The organism is Nocardioides bigeumensis (assembly GCF_039531755.1).
In the GTDB taxonomy this organism is placed as follows: Bacteria; Actinomycetota; Actinomycetes; order Propionibacteriales; family Nocardioidaceae; genus Nocardioides; species Nocardioides bigeumensis.
This window is the reverse complement of record NZ_BAAAQQ010000013.1, coordinates 210,420-225,586: the sequence shown is the minus strand read 5'-3', so window position 1 is coordinate 225,586 and position 15,167 is coordinate 210,420. Positions and strand designations below refer to the sequence as shown.

Sequence of the window (15,167 nt, the reverse complement as noted above, 5' to 3'; positions counted from 1 at the left end):
GACGGGTGCCGAACGAGCAGCAACACCAGCATCGGACCAAGGGCGGCTTCGAGACGCGGGCGATCCACGCCGGCTACGAGCCCGACGAGGCGACCGGGGCGGTGATCCCGCCGATCTACGCGACGTCGACCTACAAGCAGGACGGGGTGGGCGGACTGCGGGGCGGCTACGAGTACAGCCGCTCTGCCAACCCCACGCGCACCGCGCTCGAGGGCAACATCGCCTCGCTCGAGGGGGGCGAGCGCGGCTTCGCGTTCGCCAGTGGCCTGGCCGCCGAGGACACGATCATCAGGGCCCTGTGCAAGCCCGGTGACCACGCGGTCATCCCCGACGACGCGTACGGCGGCACCCACCGCCTCTTCGACAAGGTCGCCCGGCCATGGGGGCTGGCCCACAGCTCGGCACCGGTCTCCGACGTCGACGCCGTGCGGGCGGCGATCCGCCCCGGTGAGACCAAGCTCGTGTGGATCGAGACGCCGACCAACCCGCTGCTCAACATCGGCGACATCGAGGCGCTGGCCTCGGTGGCGCACGACGCGGGAGCGTTGCTCGTCGTCGACAACACCTTCGCGACGCCGTACCTCCAGCAGCCGCTCGGCCTCGGAGCCGACGTGGTCGTGCACTCCACCACCAAGTACGCCGGTGGCCACTCCGACGTCGTCGGCGGCGCGGTCGTCGTGCGCACCCTCGAGCTGGCCGAGGCGATCTCGTTCCACCAGAACGCCATGGGCGCCGTGGCCGGCCCCTTCGACTCCTGGCTCACCCTGCGTGGCCTGAAGACGCTCGGCGTGCGGATGGACCGCCACTGCGACAACGCCGAGAAGGTCGTCGACTTCCTCACCGGTCATCCCGCGGTCGGCCAGGTGTTCTACCCCGGCCTGCCCGAGCACCCTGGGCACGCCGTGGCGAGCAAGCAGATGAAGAGGTACGGCGGCATCATCTCGTTCCGCACCACCGGCGGTGAGCAGCACGCGCTCGAGGTCTGCGCGAGGGCCGAGGTGTTCACCCTCGGGGAGTCGCTCGGCGGCGTCGAGTCCCTGATCGAGCACCCGGGCCGGATGACGCACGCGAGCGTCGCCGGGACCGACCTCGAGGTGCCCGACGACCTGATCCGGCTCAGCGTCGGCATCGAGTCCGTCGACGACCTCCTGGCTGATCTCGATCGTGCCCTCGCCATCGGTGGTTGAGGAGGTCGCGCAGCGACCGCCTCGAAACCCCTCGAGTCGCGCCGTCTGCGTCGACTTCGGGTCCACCTTCACGAAGGCGGCGCTCGTCGACCTCGAGGCCGGGCGGATCGTGGCGTCCGCCTCGCACCCCACCACGATCGACACCGACGTGCTGGACGGGTACGACGCCTGCCTGGCCGTGCTCGTCGAGCAGGACCCCCGCGCGGCTGACGCCGAGGTGCTGGCCTGCTCGAGTGCCGGGGGAGGGCTGCGCGTCGCGGTCGTCGGCAACGAGGAGCTGGTGACGGCGGAGGCCGGTCGCCGCGTGGCCCTGTCCAGTGGGGGCAAGGTCGTCGGCGTGCTGGCCCGCGGTGACGACCTGGGCAGGCTGGAGGCGCTGGCCGCCGACGTCGTCCTGCTGACCGGCGGCACCGACGGAGGCAACGCCGAGGCGCTCCTCGACCAGGCCGCCGCCCTCGTCGCCGCCGGCTGGCGCGGTCCGGTCGTCGTCGCCGGCGCCGTCGAAGCCGGAGACCAGGTGCGCGAGATCCTCGATCACGCCGGCGTCCCGCACGTCGTCACCGGCAACGTCGTCCCCCGCATCGGGGTGCTCGCGCCCGACGGGGCGCGCGCGGCGATCCGCGAGATGTTCCTCGCCCACGTCATCGGCGGCAAGCACCTCAGCAAGCGCGCCGACTTCCTGACCATGGTGAGAGGAGCGACACCGGACGTCGTCCTCACCGGCGTCGAGACCCTCGCCCAGGGAGTGGGCGACGTGGTCGTGGTCGACGTCGGCGGCGCCACGACCGACGTGCACTCCGTCGTCCAGGTCGACCCCGACACCGCCCTCACCGAGGACGGGCTCTCACGCGAGGTCGTGGCGACCACCCCCGTGAGCCGCACGGTCGAAGGAGACCTCGGCATGCGGTGGTCGGCCGTCAGCACCGTCGCCGCGGCCGGTCTCGACGAGCTGAAGGAGGCCGCCCAACGACGGCACGCCGACCCGGCGTACCTCCCCGACAGCGAGGCCGAGACGGACTTCGACGAGGCGATCGCCCGCGCCGCTGTCGGTCTCGCGCTGCGCCGGCACGCAGGTCGCAGCCGGGTGGTGGTGAGCCCTGAGGGCCGGGTCGTCGAGCGCACCGGAAAGGACCTGCGGGAGGTCGACCTCCTCGTCGGCTCCGGCGGGATCCTGCGCAACGGGCGCCCCGGCGTCGTGGACCGGGTGCTGGCCGGCAGCACCGGCGAGCACATCGACGGCGGGTGGCAGCTGCCGCGGGCGCCGCGGATCGTCGTGGACCGCGAGTACGCCCTGGCCGCGATCGGGCTGCTGGCGGCTCAGCAGCCGGAGGCGGCACACCGCTTGGCGCGCACCCTCACGGAGCCGTGACCGCCCAGCTCCCCGCGACGTTGAAGGCGTCCCCGGCACCACTCAACGCGTAGATGATCGCGCCGAACGTGTCGGTCTTGTTCGTGAGGGTCTCACTGTTGGAGATCCCTCTCTCGGACACGGAGCCGATCGAGCCTTCGTAGACGCAGAAGTGTCCGGCCAGGGCTTGCGGACTCGCGGTGGTGCCCGGGCAAGCGGCTGGGGCGGTGCTGCCCATTGCGACGTAGTGCGGAGTCGGCGGCGCGGACAGCGGGAAGGCGAACGTGATCCCCGTGCTGCCGTATCCACCGGAGGTGGGCGAGTAGCTGCCGAAGGAGTAGCTCCCCCGCAGGGTCTTGCCGCTCGGCAGCGTGTCGACGAAGGGTCCCGGCACGCCCTGGGGTCCTACCGGGCCTGGAGGTCCAGCGGGTCCCGCCGGCAGTTGTCCGGCCTTGAAGTCCTTGGCCTTGAGGGAGCCGTTCTTGACGGTCTTGGAGACCACCGAGTTCTTCGGCAACGTCGGACCGCGGTCGGCCGCGACGGCGTACGCGCCGCCGCCGAGTGCGACAGCGAGCGCCAACGTCGAGATGACCAGCGAGGGAGTGGGACGCAGGGAACGGAGTGTCGACACGGGCATGGCCCCTTCTGCTCACGAGAGAGCCGCAACGTACTGCCGTGCCCATGACGGGCACTAGCCTGTGCCGCGTGCCACCCGACGCCGCTGAGAGCCATCCCGAGCACGAGTCCCGGCTCGCGCAGCTCCGCGAGCGTCTCGCCGAGTCTCGTGCCGCGCTGCGCCGGGACCGCGCGCCTGCCGTGCCCGCCGTCGCCCATGGCGGCCCGTCGAACTTCAGTCGGGCCCAGGTCCCGTGGGCCCTCGACCTCGCCGCGGCCTGGTCGTGGCGGTTCATCGTCATCGTCGCCGCCGGGCTCGTCGTCCTCAAGGCGCTCGCGATGTTCTCCGTCATCGTCCTCCCGGTGGTCGTCGCACTGCTGATCTCGGCCCTCACCGCACCGCTGGTGCGACTGGCGACCGACGTCGGCGTGCCCCGCGCCATCGCCGCGCTCGGGGTGGTCATCGGCGGGATCGGCGTCGTGGTCCTGCTGCTCACCTTCGTCAGTGCGCAGGTGGCCAACGGTGCCTCCGACCTCGCCGACCAGGTGGTCGCCGGCCTGGGCGAGGTCGAGGACTGGCTGAAGACCGGGCCGCTGAACGCGAGCGAGTCCCAGATCAACGCCTACATCCAGAGCGCGCAGGACGCGATCACCGAGCGGTCCAAGGACGGCGAGATCCTGGCGCAGGTGAGCGAGGTCGGCTCGACCATCGGGCACGTGGTCGCCGGCTTCTTCATCGTGCTGTTCTCGACGTACTTCTTCCTCTCCGACGGCGACCGCATCTGGGCGTGGCTGGTCCGGCTCGCTCCGCGCGCGGCCCGTGAGCGGGTCGACAGCTCCGGCCGGGTCGCCTGGGTGTCGCTGACCCAGTTCGTCCGAGCCACCGTCATCGTCGCTCTGGTCGACGCGCTCGGAATCGCGATCGTCGCCGCCATCCTGGGCGTGCCGTTCGTGCTCGCCATCGGAGTGCTGGTCTTCCTCGGCGCCTTCGTGCCGATGATCGGTGCGACCATCGCCGGCACCGTCGCCATCCTGGTGGCCCTGGTCGACCAGGGGCCGATCACCGCCCTCCTGATGCTCGGCGGCGTGATCCTGGTCCAGCAGATCGAGGGCCACATCCTGCAGCCGTTCCTCATGGGTCGCTGGGTCTCCGTGCACCCGCTGGCCGTCATCGTCGCGATCGGCTGCGGCGTGCTCGTCGCGGGCATCGCCGGCGCGCTGATCGCGGTCCCGCTGGCGGCGACCGTCAACGCCGTCGTCCAGCACCTGGCGAGCTTCACCGACGTCGGCGACGACGATCCGGAGGAAGAGCTCGAGGAGGACTTCGAGGAGCTCGGCGCGGACGATCGGGAGGAGCATCCCGACCTCAGGCCCGAGCCGGACGACCACGAGACACCCCAGGAGACGTCATGACCGCCCACTCCGATCACGGGCCTGTCACCCTCGCGGACATCGAGGAGGCGGCGCGGCTGCTGGACGGCGTCGCCATCTACACCCCGATGGACGGCGCCCGCTGGCTCTCGGACCTCTGCGGCGGCGAGGTGCGCCTCAAGTGCGAGAACCTCCAGCGCACCGGCTCCTTCAAGATGCGCGGTGCCTACACCCGCATCTCCCGGCTCTCAGACGAGGAGAAGGCGGCAGGCGTGGTCGCCGCCTCGGCCGGCAACCACGCCCAGGGCGTTGCCCTCTCGGCGAAGCTGCTCGGCGTCAAGGCCACCGTCTTCATGCCCGACGGTGCGCCGATCCCCAAGGTCAACGCCACCATGGGCTACGGCGCCGAGGTGATCTTCCACGGGCAGTACCTCCACCACGCGATGGAGCGGGCCCTCGAGTTCGCGGCCGAGACCGGCGCGGTGCTGATTCACCCCTACGACCACGTCGACATCATCACCGGACAGGGCACCGCCGGCCTCGAGATCCTCGCCCAGTCGCCCCACGTGAAGACGGTGCTGGTGCCGACCGGCGGCGGCGGCCTCCTGTCGGGCATCGCGATCGCGATCAAGGCGTCGCGGCCCGACGTTCGCATCGTCGGCGTGCAGGCCAAGAACGCGGCGGCGTACCCGCCGTCGCTCGCCGCGGGCCACCCGGTCCGGCTCGACCGGATGAACACGATGGCCGACGGCATCGCGGTCGGCGTGCCCGGCGACCTCAACTTCGCCACCATCCGCGACCTCGTCGACGACGTCATCACCGTCACCGAGGAGTCGATGGCGCGGGCGCTCCTCGCGGTCGCCGAACGGGCCAAGTACGTCGTCGAGCCCTCCGGGGCCGCGGCCGTCGCCGCGCTGCTCGACGACCCCCACGGGTTCGAGACCCCTGCGGTCGCCGTGCTGTCCGGCGGCAACGTCGACCCCTTGCTGCTCGGCAAGGTCATCCAGCGCGGCATGGCGGCGGCGGGCCGCTTCCACTACCTGCGCGTGGTCATCTCCGACCTGCCGGGCGGTCTGGCCGGGCTGCTCACCGACATCAGCGAGGCCGGAGCGAGCGTCATCGAGGTGGCCCACGAGCGCATCTCGCCGCACCTCAACCTCAACGAGGTCGAGGTGAGCCTGCAGCTCGAGACGCGCGGTCCCAAGCACGCCGCCAAGCTGAGCGAGATGCTCGCCGAGAGGGGCTACCGGGTCAACGTGTAGGTCTCGACTGCGTTCGACCACTGGTGGTCGAGCGGCGAACGCAGCGAGCGGCCAGTCGAGGCCGGTCAGCCGGAGTAGGGCTCGGCGTCGACGACCTTGACCTCGATGGTCTTGCCGTTGGGCGCCTCGTAGCTGACCACGTCGCCCTTCTTGGCGCCGATGAGCGCGGAGCCGAGGGGGCTCTGCGGGGAGACGGCCTGGATGTTGCCGTCCTCGTTCTCCTTCGCACCGAGCAGGAGCACCTCGACCTCGTCGTCACCGACGAACGAGTAGGAGACCTTCATGCCGGGTGAGACGGTGCCGTCGTCCTTGGCCTCGCCCACGACTGCCCGGCGCAGCGTGTCCTCGAGCGTGCGGATCCGGTCCTCGACCTTGCCCTGCTCGTCCTTGGCGGCGTGGTAGCCGCCGTTCTCCTTGAGGTCGCCCTCGTCGCGGGCGGCGCTGATCCGCTCGATGATCTCCTGGCGCACCGGACCGCGCAGCTCGTCCAGCTCCTGTTGGAGCTTGGTGTGCGCTTCCTGGGTGAGCCAGATGGTGTCGTGCTCGATCTGCGTCATCGGATAACTCCTGTAGTGCCGAAACGTGATGCCGAAACGGCAGCTGGTGCTCGTGAGAGGTCCCGCGGTGGGGTGGTGCGAGTAGTACCCGCCGAGTAACTGAGTCACTCGGTAGGGGCAGCCTGCGGAACAGGTAGAAGGACAAGTCTAGCGTCCGAATGGGCAGAACGCAGATCAAGAGTTCAGCGCGGGCGGTTCTGGCCGGGTGCGGTGCACCCCACGAGCTCGACCGACGTGGCCCGCCGCTCGGTGCGGATGGCGATGTCGTTGCGGCCGTCGGTCGGCTCGAAGGCGACCTCGCCGACGAGGCTGTGGTCGTCCGCGAACGCGCGCACCACGCAGCGCGCGGTCACGTCGTCGCGCACCGCGACGTCGACGAAGGCCTCGGCCGTCGCGTCGTCGACGACGGTGAAGCCGTGGAGCTCGGAGTCGACGGGCGGTGTCGACTGCGCCCAGGCGGCCCACGCCAGCCACCCGAGGAAGGCCACCACGACGAGGCCGGCGCCGATCCTCACCAGCCTCTTGCGGCCGGGTCGCGCGGCGCCGTACCGGTCGGCGAGGCCTGGGACGGTCGACGCGCTCATGCCGCCCATTGTGCCGCTCTAGGATCGACACCATGTCTGGACTGCGTCTCATGCACGTGCACGCCCACCCCGACGACGAGTCGAGCAAGGGCGCGGCCTCGACGGCCAAGTACGTCGCCGAGGGCGTCGACGTGCACGTGGCGACCTGCACCGGCGGCGAGCGGGGCTCGATCCTCAACCCCAAGATGGACCGTCCCGACATCCTCGAGAACATCTCCGAGGTGCGCCGCCAGGAGATGGAGCGAGCCCGCGACATCCTCGGCATCCGGCAGGACTGGCTGGGGTTCGTCGACTCGGGATGGCCGGACGGCGACCCGAAGCCGCCGCTGCCCGAGGGGTGCTTCGCGCTGGTGCCGCTCGAGGAGGCAGCCGCGCCGTTGGTGCGGCTGATCCGGGAGTTCCGGCCGCACGTGCTGACGACGTACGACGAGCGCGGCGGCTACCCGCACCCCGACCACGTGATGTGCCACAAGATCTCGGTCGAGGCGTTCGCCGCTGCGGGTGACCCGGAGCGCTACCCCGACCTCGGGGAGCCGTGGCAGCCCCTCAAGCTCTACTACCACCACTCCTTCAACCGGCCCCGCATGCAGGCCATCCACGAGGCGATGATCGCCCACGGGCTCGAGTCGCCGTGGGCCGAGCGCCTGCAGGAGTGGAAGCCCGAGCCCGAGTGGGACGCCCGGATCACCACGCGGGTGCCGTGCGCCGACTACTTCGGCGTCCGCGACCAGGCGCTGTTGGCGCACGCGACCCAGATCGACCCCGACGGCTTCTGGTTCGCGGTCCCCCGGTCGCTCCAGGAGGAGGTGTGGCCGACGGAGGACTTCGAGCTCGTGACCAGCCACGTCGAGACCACCTTGCCGGAGGATGACCTGTTCGCGGGGATCGACGTGTCCGCCCAAGGGCTCGCCTGAGAGACTGGACGCATGCAGACCGTCGCTCTCGTCGCTCTGGTCTCGGCCGGCCAGCAGGACCCCGCGCCCGAGGCCGACGACGTCACCGCGGGTCCGTGGGGGCTGCTGGTCTTCCTGCTCCTCATCGCCGCGACGGTGGTCTTGATGTTCAGCTTCGTCAAGCAGCTGCGCAAGACCGAGCGGGCCCGCAAAGCCGGCGTCTTCGGACCGGTCGAGCCGGAGGACGACGACCAGCCGCCGGTCACCCCCGGCGCAGACGCACCAGGCAGTCGTACGCCGTCCGACTGACCTCGCCACCGTGGTCGTCGTTCGCGGTGACCAGGCGTTGGACCCGGCCGGCGTGCTCGACGACCACGTCGTGGTCGGCGAGGTCCCCGAGCACGTCGTCGGACGTCATCAGGACCGACGCGTCCTGGGGGCCGCCGGTGCCCTCGGTCAGGTTGGTCGTGTCGTGCGCCACCAGCAGGAAGGTGCCGCCGCGCACGAGTGCGCCGAACGCCGTGCGGACGGCTGCCCGGCGTTCCTCGGCCGCGAGCTGGAGGTAGGCGAGCACGGCCAGGTCGTAGTCGCGGTCGGGTCGCCAGGTGGTCGCGTCGGCGACCAGCCACTCGATGTCGCCGTCCATGGGCGACGACGCCGCCAGCTCTCGGCCCTTGTCCAGGGCCACCGCTGAGAAGTCGAGCGCTGTCACGGACCAGCCTCGCCGGGCCAGCCAGATCGCGTTGCGGCCCTCACCGGCGGCCAGGTCGAGCGCTCGGCCGGGCGTCAGGTCGGCGCACTCGCGGGCCACGAACTGGTTGGGCTCCACCGACCAGACCAGCTGCGCGGCGGCGTACCGCTCGTCCCACGCGCTTGCATCCATGCCGTCATCGTAGGTCGGGCTCTACGGTGGGTGGATGCATCGCAGCCGCGTCGCCGTCGTGCTCATCGACCACCCGGAGGAGTCGTACGCCGACGCCGCCGGCTTCTGGGCGGCTGCCACCGGGTCCGAGCCACCGAGTCGCGAGGGTCCGGACCCGGCGGAGCCCTACGAGTCGCTGAAGAGGCTGCCCGGCGGTGTGCTCTTCGAGCTCCAGCGCACCGGCTCGGGCACCCCGCCCCGAGTCCACCTCGACATCGAGACCGACGACGTCGCGGCCGAGGTCGCCAGGTTGACCAACCTCGGCGCCACGGTCGCCGAGCGCCCCGACGGCTTCGTGGTGCTCAACGACCCGGGCGGGTTGGTCTTCTGCGTGGTGCCGGTGCAGTCCGACCGAGCGTCCTTCGACGAGCACGCGACCGTCTGGGACTGAGCCCGCGGTGGCGTGACTCAGTCGTCCTGACGTCGATGCGGACCCGGGCGCGCGCGTGCGCGGGGGCGAAACGGCCGTGAGCAGGTGGTCACGCAGGTCTGCGTGGCTGGACGCGTAGGGCTCGAGCTCGGCCTCCATGGCGTCCGGGATGGTGCTGCACAGCTGCATGACCTCCGCTCGGAGCCATTCGGCGTCGACGTGGCACGCACCCACCCAATCTGTCTTGGTGGCCTCGTTCTCGAGCGTCGTCGACAACGTGACCACGGGTGACTTCGGGGAGCTCAGGGCCATATCTGTCCCGAATATCTGTCCTGGGGCCCCCGACGCCATCGATCGCGGCTGCCGCGCGCCGCCCTTGGGTCGGGGTGGTCCGAGACCACGCCCGGACCGCGAGTGCTCTGGAGCTCCATGGTCGCGTGACGCTCGTTGTGGGCGACAACCGATGGAACGGCTCGCCGAGATCTCCTATCCCGGACTCCCGGCACGCACTCGCAGCTGTGGAGGACTCGGTTGTCCTCCTCACCGTCGCCAAGCGCACCGGAGGGGTGGCCAGGTTGCGCTGGTGCAGGTGACGTCGCGGGTCAGCAGCTCCGTTCTGCGGTCACGGCATAGGTTCGGACCGGTGGTACTTCGCCAGTTGATCGGACGTGAGCCGCTTCAGCTCGGTGCCGGGGAAGGGGTCCAGTAGCCGCCATCCGAGGTCGAGGGTCTCGGCAAGGGTCCGCCTCGTGTCGCCTTGGTCGAGATAGGTGTTCTCGAATCGAGCGGCGAAGGCCAGGTAGCGCTGGTCTTCTTGCGGCAGACCATTCTCGCCGACGATGGACATCAGGCGTCGGACCTCGCGGCCACGCGCGTAGCAAGCGTAGAGCTGGTCGGCGAGACAGCGATGGTCCTCGCGAGTCTTCCCGACGCCAACGCCTGCGTTCATCAGGCGGGAGAGCGAGGGCAGTACGTCCTCGGCGCGGGCTTGCTCGGCGGCGGTAAGCCGGGCCTCGATCGACGCTTCGAGCTGGAGCACCAGCTCGTGGGGAGTGGCCCCACTCGCTGAGGGGTCATGCGGTGTTCGGCTCATGCACATCTCCCCCCTCGTCGGAGCTCGTTGTCGAGGCGTCCCGGGATGCGCGGCGGGCGCGGGCACGCCTCAGTCGGGTGTGTTCCTCGCGCTCGCGCTCGTCGAGAGTCAGCGCGATCTGGCGAGCCTCATCGTGCAACCGGGGAGCACGATGTTCTCCAGGCCGTTGACCTGCTTGGTGGCCTGCGCGATCTCCGTGGCCAGACGACGGACGCTCAGCTCGACCGCACACAGGTCCAGGAACGAGTCCAACAGTTCCTCGTATGCCGTCGCGACGCTGTCGAGATGAACCGAAGCCAGCGCAGGAGCCCACCCGCGGCCGGGTGGGTCGCTGCGGACCCGACCGTGACGGAGCTCGAGGACGCGGACGCCGGCCACGGTCCGGGATGTCAGCTGCGCGCTGATGCCGGTTGCCGCGGAGAGGGCGCCCGACGCCAGGGGTTCCGGTCCACAGACCGCGACACCCTCGTCAAGACGGCGACGGGCTTCGACCGAACGGTTCCTCAACAGCTCCAGGCCGCTGAGGAGCTTGGCCTGGTGTCGGCCGAACTCTCGGACAAGCGCGGTCCTCTTGTCCTTGAGCAGATCTCGGCCCTGGGACACGAAAACGGCTCGGCGACGCCGGTCGAGCAGCTCGCTTCGGGTGGCGACAAGGGACTGCATGACACCTCCCGGTTTGTGGTTCGGCTGCCTCCAACGTTGACGGTGGGGCGACCTCAGCCGTGAGTGACCTGGTCGGCGAACCTTCAGTCGCGCTCGTTGCCGGAGGCGAGCAATCGAGTCTCCGGTTCGCTGAGGAGTTGTCTGGCTAGGAGACGTCGGATCGGGCGCTCGTCCCTGTGCGGTTTGTCATTACAGACGCCGCCACGTCATGGCGGTCATTCGACGAGGAATTCCTGTCCCACCCGTGTCGCGAGGAGGTCGACCTTGGCCCCGCGCGTCCCGACTCCCTCGGCGCGCAACCGTTGCGACGCCGTCCCGTCGTGGCACTTCGCTGCAGTGCCGTCGGCGCGCACCACGCGCCACCAGGGGACCCCATCGCCAAGCACTCCCATCAGGCGCCCCACCTGTCTTGGGCCGAGCCCCACACGGGCAGCGATGTCGCCGTAGGTGGCAACCGAACCGCGTGGGATGGCAGAGATCGCATCCCGGACGTCGCCGATGACAGCTGCACGATCCTGTTCGATTCGGAATCCGGTCATGACGGGTACTCAAGGTGTCCGTCATGGACCAGCGCGGCGGGGGTGAGCACGGCAGGTTCGGTCCTCGTTTTCGAGATGATGTGCTGCACGTGGAGCCCGTTTGCGAGCAGGGCATCGGTAATGAGCCTGCGGTGGCAGCGCCAGGGAACCGCCTCGCTGCACATGATGGCTGTGGACCGGCTCCGCGCAAGGTCGAGGAGCTGACGAAGTCCGTGTGCGAACTCCTTGCTGGTCATGTAGTCGGCGTAGTCGCGGAACGCCTTGACCTTCCACCAGCCGTTGGGGGACTTGACCCCGACCTTGGTGTAGCGGCGACCGCCCAGCTCGGCGAGCCACGCGTAGCCGATTCCCGTCGGCAAGGCTTCGACGATGGCCGCCTGATTCCACTGCGGGTGGGTTCGTGAACGCGGGAACCGTCGTACGTCGACCAACTGCTCAACCTCGTGCGCGCGCATCATCTGCACGACCTCGTCGAAGCCGCGGTCGGAATGTCCGAGCGTGAAGACAGTGGTCATTGAACGGTCCCATCGTCCACACCGTTGGCAAGCGCTGGGTCGTGTCGCACGGCGAAGGCCAGTGTTGTCGTAGTCATAGGTCCGCAAGGTGATGGACGCTGTCCCATCTCTAGCAGACCAGTCGGGAGACGTCGGCAAGGGTCTCCGCCACGTGTGCTTTCAACCGCGGAGCCGCGACGCGAGCTCCGATGTTTGAATCGTTGGAGATCGGGCCGGCTGGGCATCGCGGCCCCTAGCCCTGGCCGCGAGTCAGCTCGTCCCAGTCGACGGCCGGGGCGTCGACACTGTCCCCGTGGAGGTACGGCAGGGGGTCCTCGGCCGCTTCGGGGCCTGCGGCCAGCCAGGCCGCGAACCCGACGCTGTTGCGGCGTTCGAGCTCGTCGAGGAACATCTGCCGTTCCGCGACGGCCGCGATCAGCTTCACCGCTGAGGACTGCTGTCGCTGGGAGGCCCGGTAGCTGGTCCGCCAGCGTTTGCAGAGTTGCTCGTCGGTGAGGTCGCGCAGCCCCGGCGCCCGGAACTGCACAAACTCGTGGCTGGCGTAGTCAAAGGCACGCGCCAAGGCGTCCAGCTGGTCCGTGGAGGGGGTGCGGAGCGATCTGAACCAGCGACCGCAGGCTTTCACCGCGTGCGGCGACCCCGCCAGGACCAGGGTTGCGAGCAGGAGGACCCCCGGACCCAGGAGCGAGGCGTACCCGACGAAGGCGCCGACGCCAGTTCCTGCCACCAGCGCCCCGCCGGTCAGAAGCCCTAGCCGGCCCGCCGGGCCGCGCTCCCAGTATGCGTCGAGAAAGCAGAACGTCAGCAGGGCTCCGACGGAGCCGACGACGATGAACAAGAACGCCACGGCCCCCGGGGAGACGATGAGGCCGACGGCTGCGCCGATTGCGCCCAAAGGGGCGCAGACGCTTAGCCACAGGATTCGATAGGTCTTCATGGACTCCGCCTCCTCCCGTGTGCCACGCCACGAACACCGAGCTGTCCGCTGAACGATCGAGCTGAAGCGCCCACGATGACGCGGTGTGCACCCCTCGTCATCGCTCGACATCGGCCGACAATGGCTTGGGTGCCTTGCCGGTAATCGGCAACCATGCGGGAGCCGGGCGATGCCACTCCGACCAGGGACGCCGGCAATGCTGGCCCCTGACAATCCGAGATCGACGTGTGCTGGAACGGCGCGGGGCGACTTGCTGACGCAGCAGCTCCGCCCGCGGCCTCCGCCCTACGACATCTGCGGCTGATGGCCTTCCACGACCGGTTGACGCTGCGCACGGCTACCAGACACCGCGACCTGAGCCAGGCAGCGGCACTTGCCGACTTGCTGCGCGCCGTCGACCGCTGAGTCGTGACTTGCCGGGGATCGGCAAGCACAGGGGCCAACCGATCCGGTCGCGAGCATTCCCCCGACACTCGTCACGCGGAAACGTTGCCACCACACCGGGGCGGCAACGCGGAGCTTCGTCCGAGGCCGATGCGTGCCTCTTCCGTGCCTCCAGCGGGCGCGCGACATCAATGGGCAACTGAACGGAGAGAGTCATGACTTTCGTGCTTGGGCTTCTGGCCGTCCTCGGAGCACTGACGATCGCCGCCGCAGCCGGGAGCCTGCACGTTGTCAAGGAGTTTGCAGACGTTCCGGTCGACCTTCTCAGGAGTCTGCGCCTGAGGCTTATGACTAGATCTCTGCTCACATGAGCAGTAGTCTGTTCATATGGATTTCGGTGAGCCCTTCGGCGGCCTGATGCCGGGAGCGCGCGGTGCGGCGCTCGCCGTTCTGCTGCGCACTGGCGCGCCCCTGACTGGGCGGCGCGTGCACGCGTTGATCGCCGATCGCCACAGTCTGGGTGCCGTGCAGCAGGCGCTGCGAGACCTCGATCGACTGGGGCTGATCACCACGGAGGCCATCGGGCGTGCCGGTGTGCACCGCATCAACGAAGGCCATGCTGCCATCGCCCCATTGCGTTTCTTGGCCAGCCCGATCGAGATGCTGACCCGCGTCGTGGAGGAGACCGTGCGAGACGTCGAAGCCGTCATCGTGTTCGGATCAGTTGCTCGCGGAGAGGCCCACGCAGACAGCGACGTCGACCTCGCCGTGATCGCCCCCGCGACGTGGGACGGTCGGGTCGAACTGCAACAGGCAGTCCAAGAGCGCCTCGGCAATGGCTGCGACGTCCTGCACCTGACCGGCGACCACTTCAAGCTCGCTCCAGAGGACCGCGAACCGGTCGTGTCCGAGATCCTCCTCGACGGGATCGCCCTAGTCGGCACGATGCCGCGTCGGAGTCGGGTGGCGTCATGACGAACATGGAGAGCAGGAACCACTCCAAGAGCTTCCTCCAGAAGCCGCAGGAGTACCTGGACTCGGCTCAGGACAATCTCGATCTGGAGCGCGCGACACCGGCCGCTGGGGATGCGATCCATGCCGGCATCAGTGCTAAGGACGCGATCGTGACGGCCTTGACCGGGCAGACCAGCAAGGCGAAGGACCACGCCAAGGCGGCGAAGGAGTTGCGCCAGGCGCTCGGTGCTCACCGCGATGCCGCCGCGGCCGAGAAGGCGTTGCGAGAACTGATCTCGATGAAGGGCGAAGTCGAGTACGGCGCCACGCTCATCTCGCTCGCCAAGGCGAAGCCTCTCGTCCGGCGAGCGATGGTGCTCGTTGAGATCGCGAATGAGTTGGTGTGGCGTCCCTGATCCCTGAGCTTCGCAGGGTCGTTGACGGCTCGTCGGATCTAAAAAAAGACAACCTTGCCGGCGGTAGCCGGGGGTGGCGTCAGCCATTCATCGGCATCTCGGGAGCAAACCGCACGGCGTGACCCCTGCTGCGCGGCAATTGTGGCCCGCTGTCCACGCGGTAGAGCGCCAATCAGAGTCCGCTGAGCAGTTTGGCCTTCGCACTCGCGAACTCCTCGTCAGACAGGATCCCCTCCTGATGGAGTGTGGCTAGTTCGCGGAGGCGGTCCGCCAGAGTCGGAGCGGATGTCTGACCCGTAGTCGCTGACTCGGGCTCGACCACTGACGGAAGGGCAGCTGCTCCGGCGTCCGCGGTCGAGGAACTGTCGACGCCAAGAACGGCGTTGCCCGCGGGTTCGAGCGCCCGCCCGACGTCGACGTGGCTCTTCTGGGCGGTCTTGAGTCCCACACTTGTTCGGGATCTGGTTGGAGAGAGTGTAGATCTGACGGTCGGTAGTGATCGTCAGGTAGGAGGTGCGGGACCCCTGGCTTGCGACGTGTGCAATCCCGGCGGCCGC

Annotated in this window: 19 protein-coding genes; 9 read left to right on the top strand and 10 right to left on the bottom strand. The window is 69.4% G+C overall.

Annotated features, from left to right (window positions below):
* The first annotated feature begins 5 nt into the window (after positions 1-5).
* Together ABD295_RS15375 and ABD295_RS15370 are read left to right on the top strand one after the other, a co-directional pair.
* Complete coding sequence (locus ABD295_RS15375) at positions 6-1,187, top strand: cystathionine gamma-synthase (protein WP_344304665.1); 1,182 nt, start codon at positions 6-8, stop codon at positions 1,185-1,187.
* Entirely contained in the window at positions 1,180-2,556 is a 1,377-nt protein-coding gene (locus ABD295_RS15370; RefSeq protein WP_344304664.1) for a glutamate mutase L, read from the top strand. Before ABD295_RS15375 ends, ABD295_RS15370 begins: the two co-directional genes overlap by 8 nt.
* Here ABD295_RS15370 and ABD295_RS15365 read toward each other — a convergent pair.
* Complete coding sequence (locus ABD295_RS15365) at positions 2,543-3,166, bottom strand: hypothetical protein (protein WP_344304663.1); 624 nt, start codon at positions 3,164-3,166, stop codon at positions 2,543-2,545. The two genes, ABD295_RS15370 and ABD295_RS15365, sit on opposite strands and share 14 nt — an antisense overlap.
* 74 nt (positions 3,167-3,240) lie before the next feature.
* On the opposite strand from ABD295_RS15365, the gene ABD295_RS15360 reads away from it, so the two are divergent.
* Entirely contained in the window at positions 3,241-4,563 is a 1,323-nt protein-coding gene (locus ABD295_RS15360) for an AI-2E family transporter (protein ID WP_344304662.1), read from the top strand.
* Positions 4,560-5,783, top strand: a complete 1,224-nt coding sequence (gene ilvA, locus ABD295_RS15355) for a threonine ammonia-lyase (RefSeq protein WP_344304661.1) — start codon at positions 4,560-4,562, stop codon at positions 5,781-5,783. Before ABD295_RS15360 ends, ilvA begins: the two co-directional genes overlap by 4 nt.
* A gap of 65 nt (positions 5,784-5,848) precedes the next feature.
* Here ilvA and greA read toward each other — a convergent pair whose 3' ends face one another.
* Together greA and ABD295_RS15345 are read right to left on the bottom strand one after the other, a co-directional pair.
* The gene (gene greA / locus ABD295_RS15350) at positions 5,849-6,340 is read right to left on the bottom strand and encodes a transcription elongation factor GreA (RefSeq protein WP_344304660.1); all 492 of its coding nucleotides are present in this window, start codon (positions 6,338-6,340) and stop codon (positions 5,849-5,851) included.
* Positions 6,341-6,522: 182 nt separating this feature from the next.
* Entirely contained in the window at positions 6,523-6,924 is a 402-nt protein-coding gene (locus tag ABD295_RS15345) for a DUF4307 domain-containing protein (RefSeq protein ID WP_344304659.1), read from the bottom strand.
* 32 nt (positions 6,925-6,956) lie between these two features.
* Here ABD295_RS15345 and mca point away from each other — a divergent pair, with 32 nt between their 5' ends.
* The gene (mca, locus tag ABD295_RS15340) at positions 6,957-7,838 is read left to right on the top strand and encodes a mycothiol conjugate amidase Mca (protein ID WP_344304658.1); all 882 of its coding nucleotides are present in this window, start codon (positions 6,957-6,959) and stop codon (positions 7,836-7,838) included.
* Between the two features lie 12 nt (positions 7,839-7,850).
* Complete coding sequence (locus ABD295_RS15335; RefSeq protein WP_344304657.1) at positions 7,851-8,126, top strand: hypothetical protein; 276 nt, start codon at positions 7,851-7,853, stop codon at positions 8,124-8,126.
* Here the strand turns inward: ABD295_RS15335 and ABD295_RS15330 are convergent.
* Positions 8,080-8,700 (bottom strand): SAM-dependent methyltransferase, encoded by a 621-nt coding sequence (locus ABD295_RS15330; protein ID WP_344304656.1) that lies wholly within the window; start codon positions 8,698-8,700, stop codon positions 8,080-8,082. The genes ABD295_RS15335 and ABD295_RS15330 overlap by 47 nt on opposite strands.
* Before the next feature lie 34 nt (positions 8,701-8,734).
* On the opposite strand from ABD295_RS15330, the gene ABD295_RS15325 reads away from it, so the two are divergent.
* A complete protein-coding gene (locus tag ABD295_RS15325; RefSeq protein WP_344304655.1) occupies positions 8,735-9,130 on the top strand; it encodes a VOC family protein in 396 nt (131 codons plus the stop codon).
* Positions 9,131-9,731: 601 nt separating this feature from the next.
* Here ABD295_RS15325 and ABD295_RS15320 read toward each other — a convergent pair.
* The 5 genes from ABD295_RS15320 to ABD295_RS15300 all read right to left on the bottom strand — a co-directional run bounded on the left by ABD295_RS15320 (position 9,732) and on the right by ABD295_RS15300 (position 12,856).
* Positions 9,732-10,148, bottom strand: a complete 417-nt coding sequence (locus tag ABD295_RS15320; protein WP_344304654.1) for an ATP synthase beta subunit C-terminal domain-containing protein — start codon at positions 10,146-10,148, stop codon at positions 9,732-9,734.
* Positions 10,149-10,310: 162 nt separating this feature from the next.
* Complete coding sequence (locus ABD295_RS15315; RefSeq protein ID WP_344304653.1) at positions 10,311-10,865, bottom strand: V-type ATP synthase subunit D; 555 nt, start codon at positions 10,863-10,865, stop codon at positions 10,311-10,313.
* Between the two features lie 215 nt (positions 10,866-11,080).
* Complete coding sequence (locus ABD295_RS15310) at positions 11,081-11,404, bottom strand: MGMT family protein (RefSeq protein WP_344304652.1); 324 nt, start codon at positions 11,402-11,404, stop codon at positions 11,081-11,083.
* Positions 11,401-11,919: a DUF488 domain-containing protein gene (locus tag ABD295_RS15305; RefSeq protein WP_344304651.1), complete on the bottom strand. Its 519-nt coding sequence runs from the start codon at positions 11,917-11,919 to the stop codon at positions 11,401-11,403. The genes ABD295_RS15310 and ABD295_RS15305 overlap by 4 nt, the downstream gene beginning before the upstream one ends.
* A 232-nt stretch (positions 11,920-12,151) precedes the next feature.
* Positions 12,152-12,856: a hypothetical protein gene (locus ABD295_RS15300; protein ID WP_344304650.1), complete on the bottom strand. Its 705-nt coding sequence runs from the start codon at positions 12,854-12,856 to the stop codon at positions 12,152-12,154.
* A gap of 771 nt (positions 12,857-13,627) precedes the next feature.
* On the opposite strand from ABD295_RS15300, the gene ABD295_RS15295 reads away from it, so the two are divergent.
* Both ABD295_RS15295 and ABD295_RS15290 read left to right on the top strand, forming a co-directional pair.
* On the top strand, positions 13,628-14,215 hold the full coding sequence (locus ABD295_RS15295) for a nucleotidyltransferase family protein (RefSeq protein WP_344304649.1): 588 nt from the start codon (positions 13,628-13,630) through the stop codon (positions 14,213-14,215).
* The gene (locus ABD295_RS15290) at positions 14,212-14,610 is read left to right on the top strand and encodes a hypothetical protein (protein ID WP_344304648.1); all 399 of its coding nucleotides are present in this window, start codon (positions 14,212-14,214) and stop codon (positions 14,608-14,610) included. Before ABD295_RS15295 ends, ABD295_RS15290 begins: the two co-directional genes overlap by 4 nt.
* A gap of 172 nt (positions 14,611-14,782) precedes the next feature.
* On the opposite strand, the gene ABD295_RS21260 is transcribed toward ABD295_RS15290, so the two are convergent.
* Positions 14,783-14,932 (bottom strand): SHOCT domain-containing protein, encoded by a 150-nt coding sequence (locus tag ABD295_RS21260; protein ID WP_425574137.1) that lies wholly within the window; start codon positions 14,930-14,932, stop codon positions 14,783-14,785.
* Positions 14,933-15,167 lie beyond the last annotated feature (235 nt).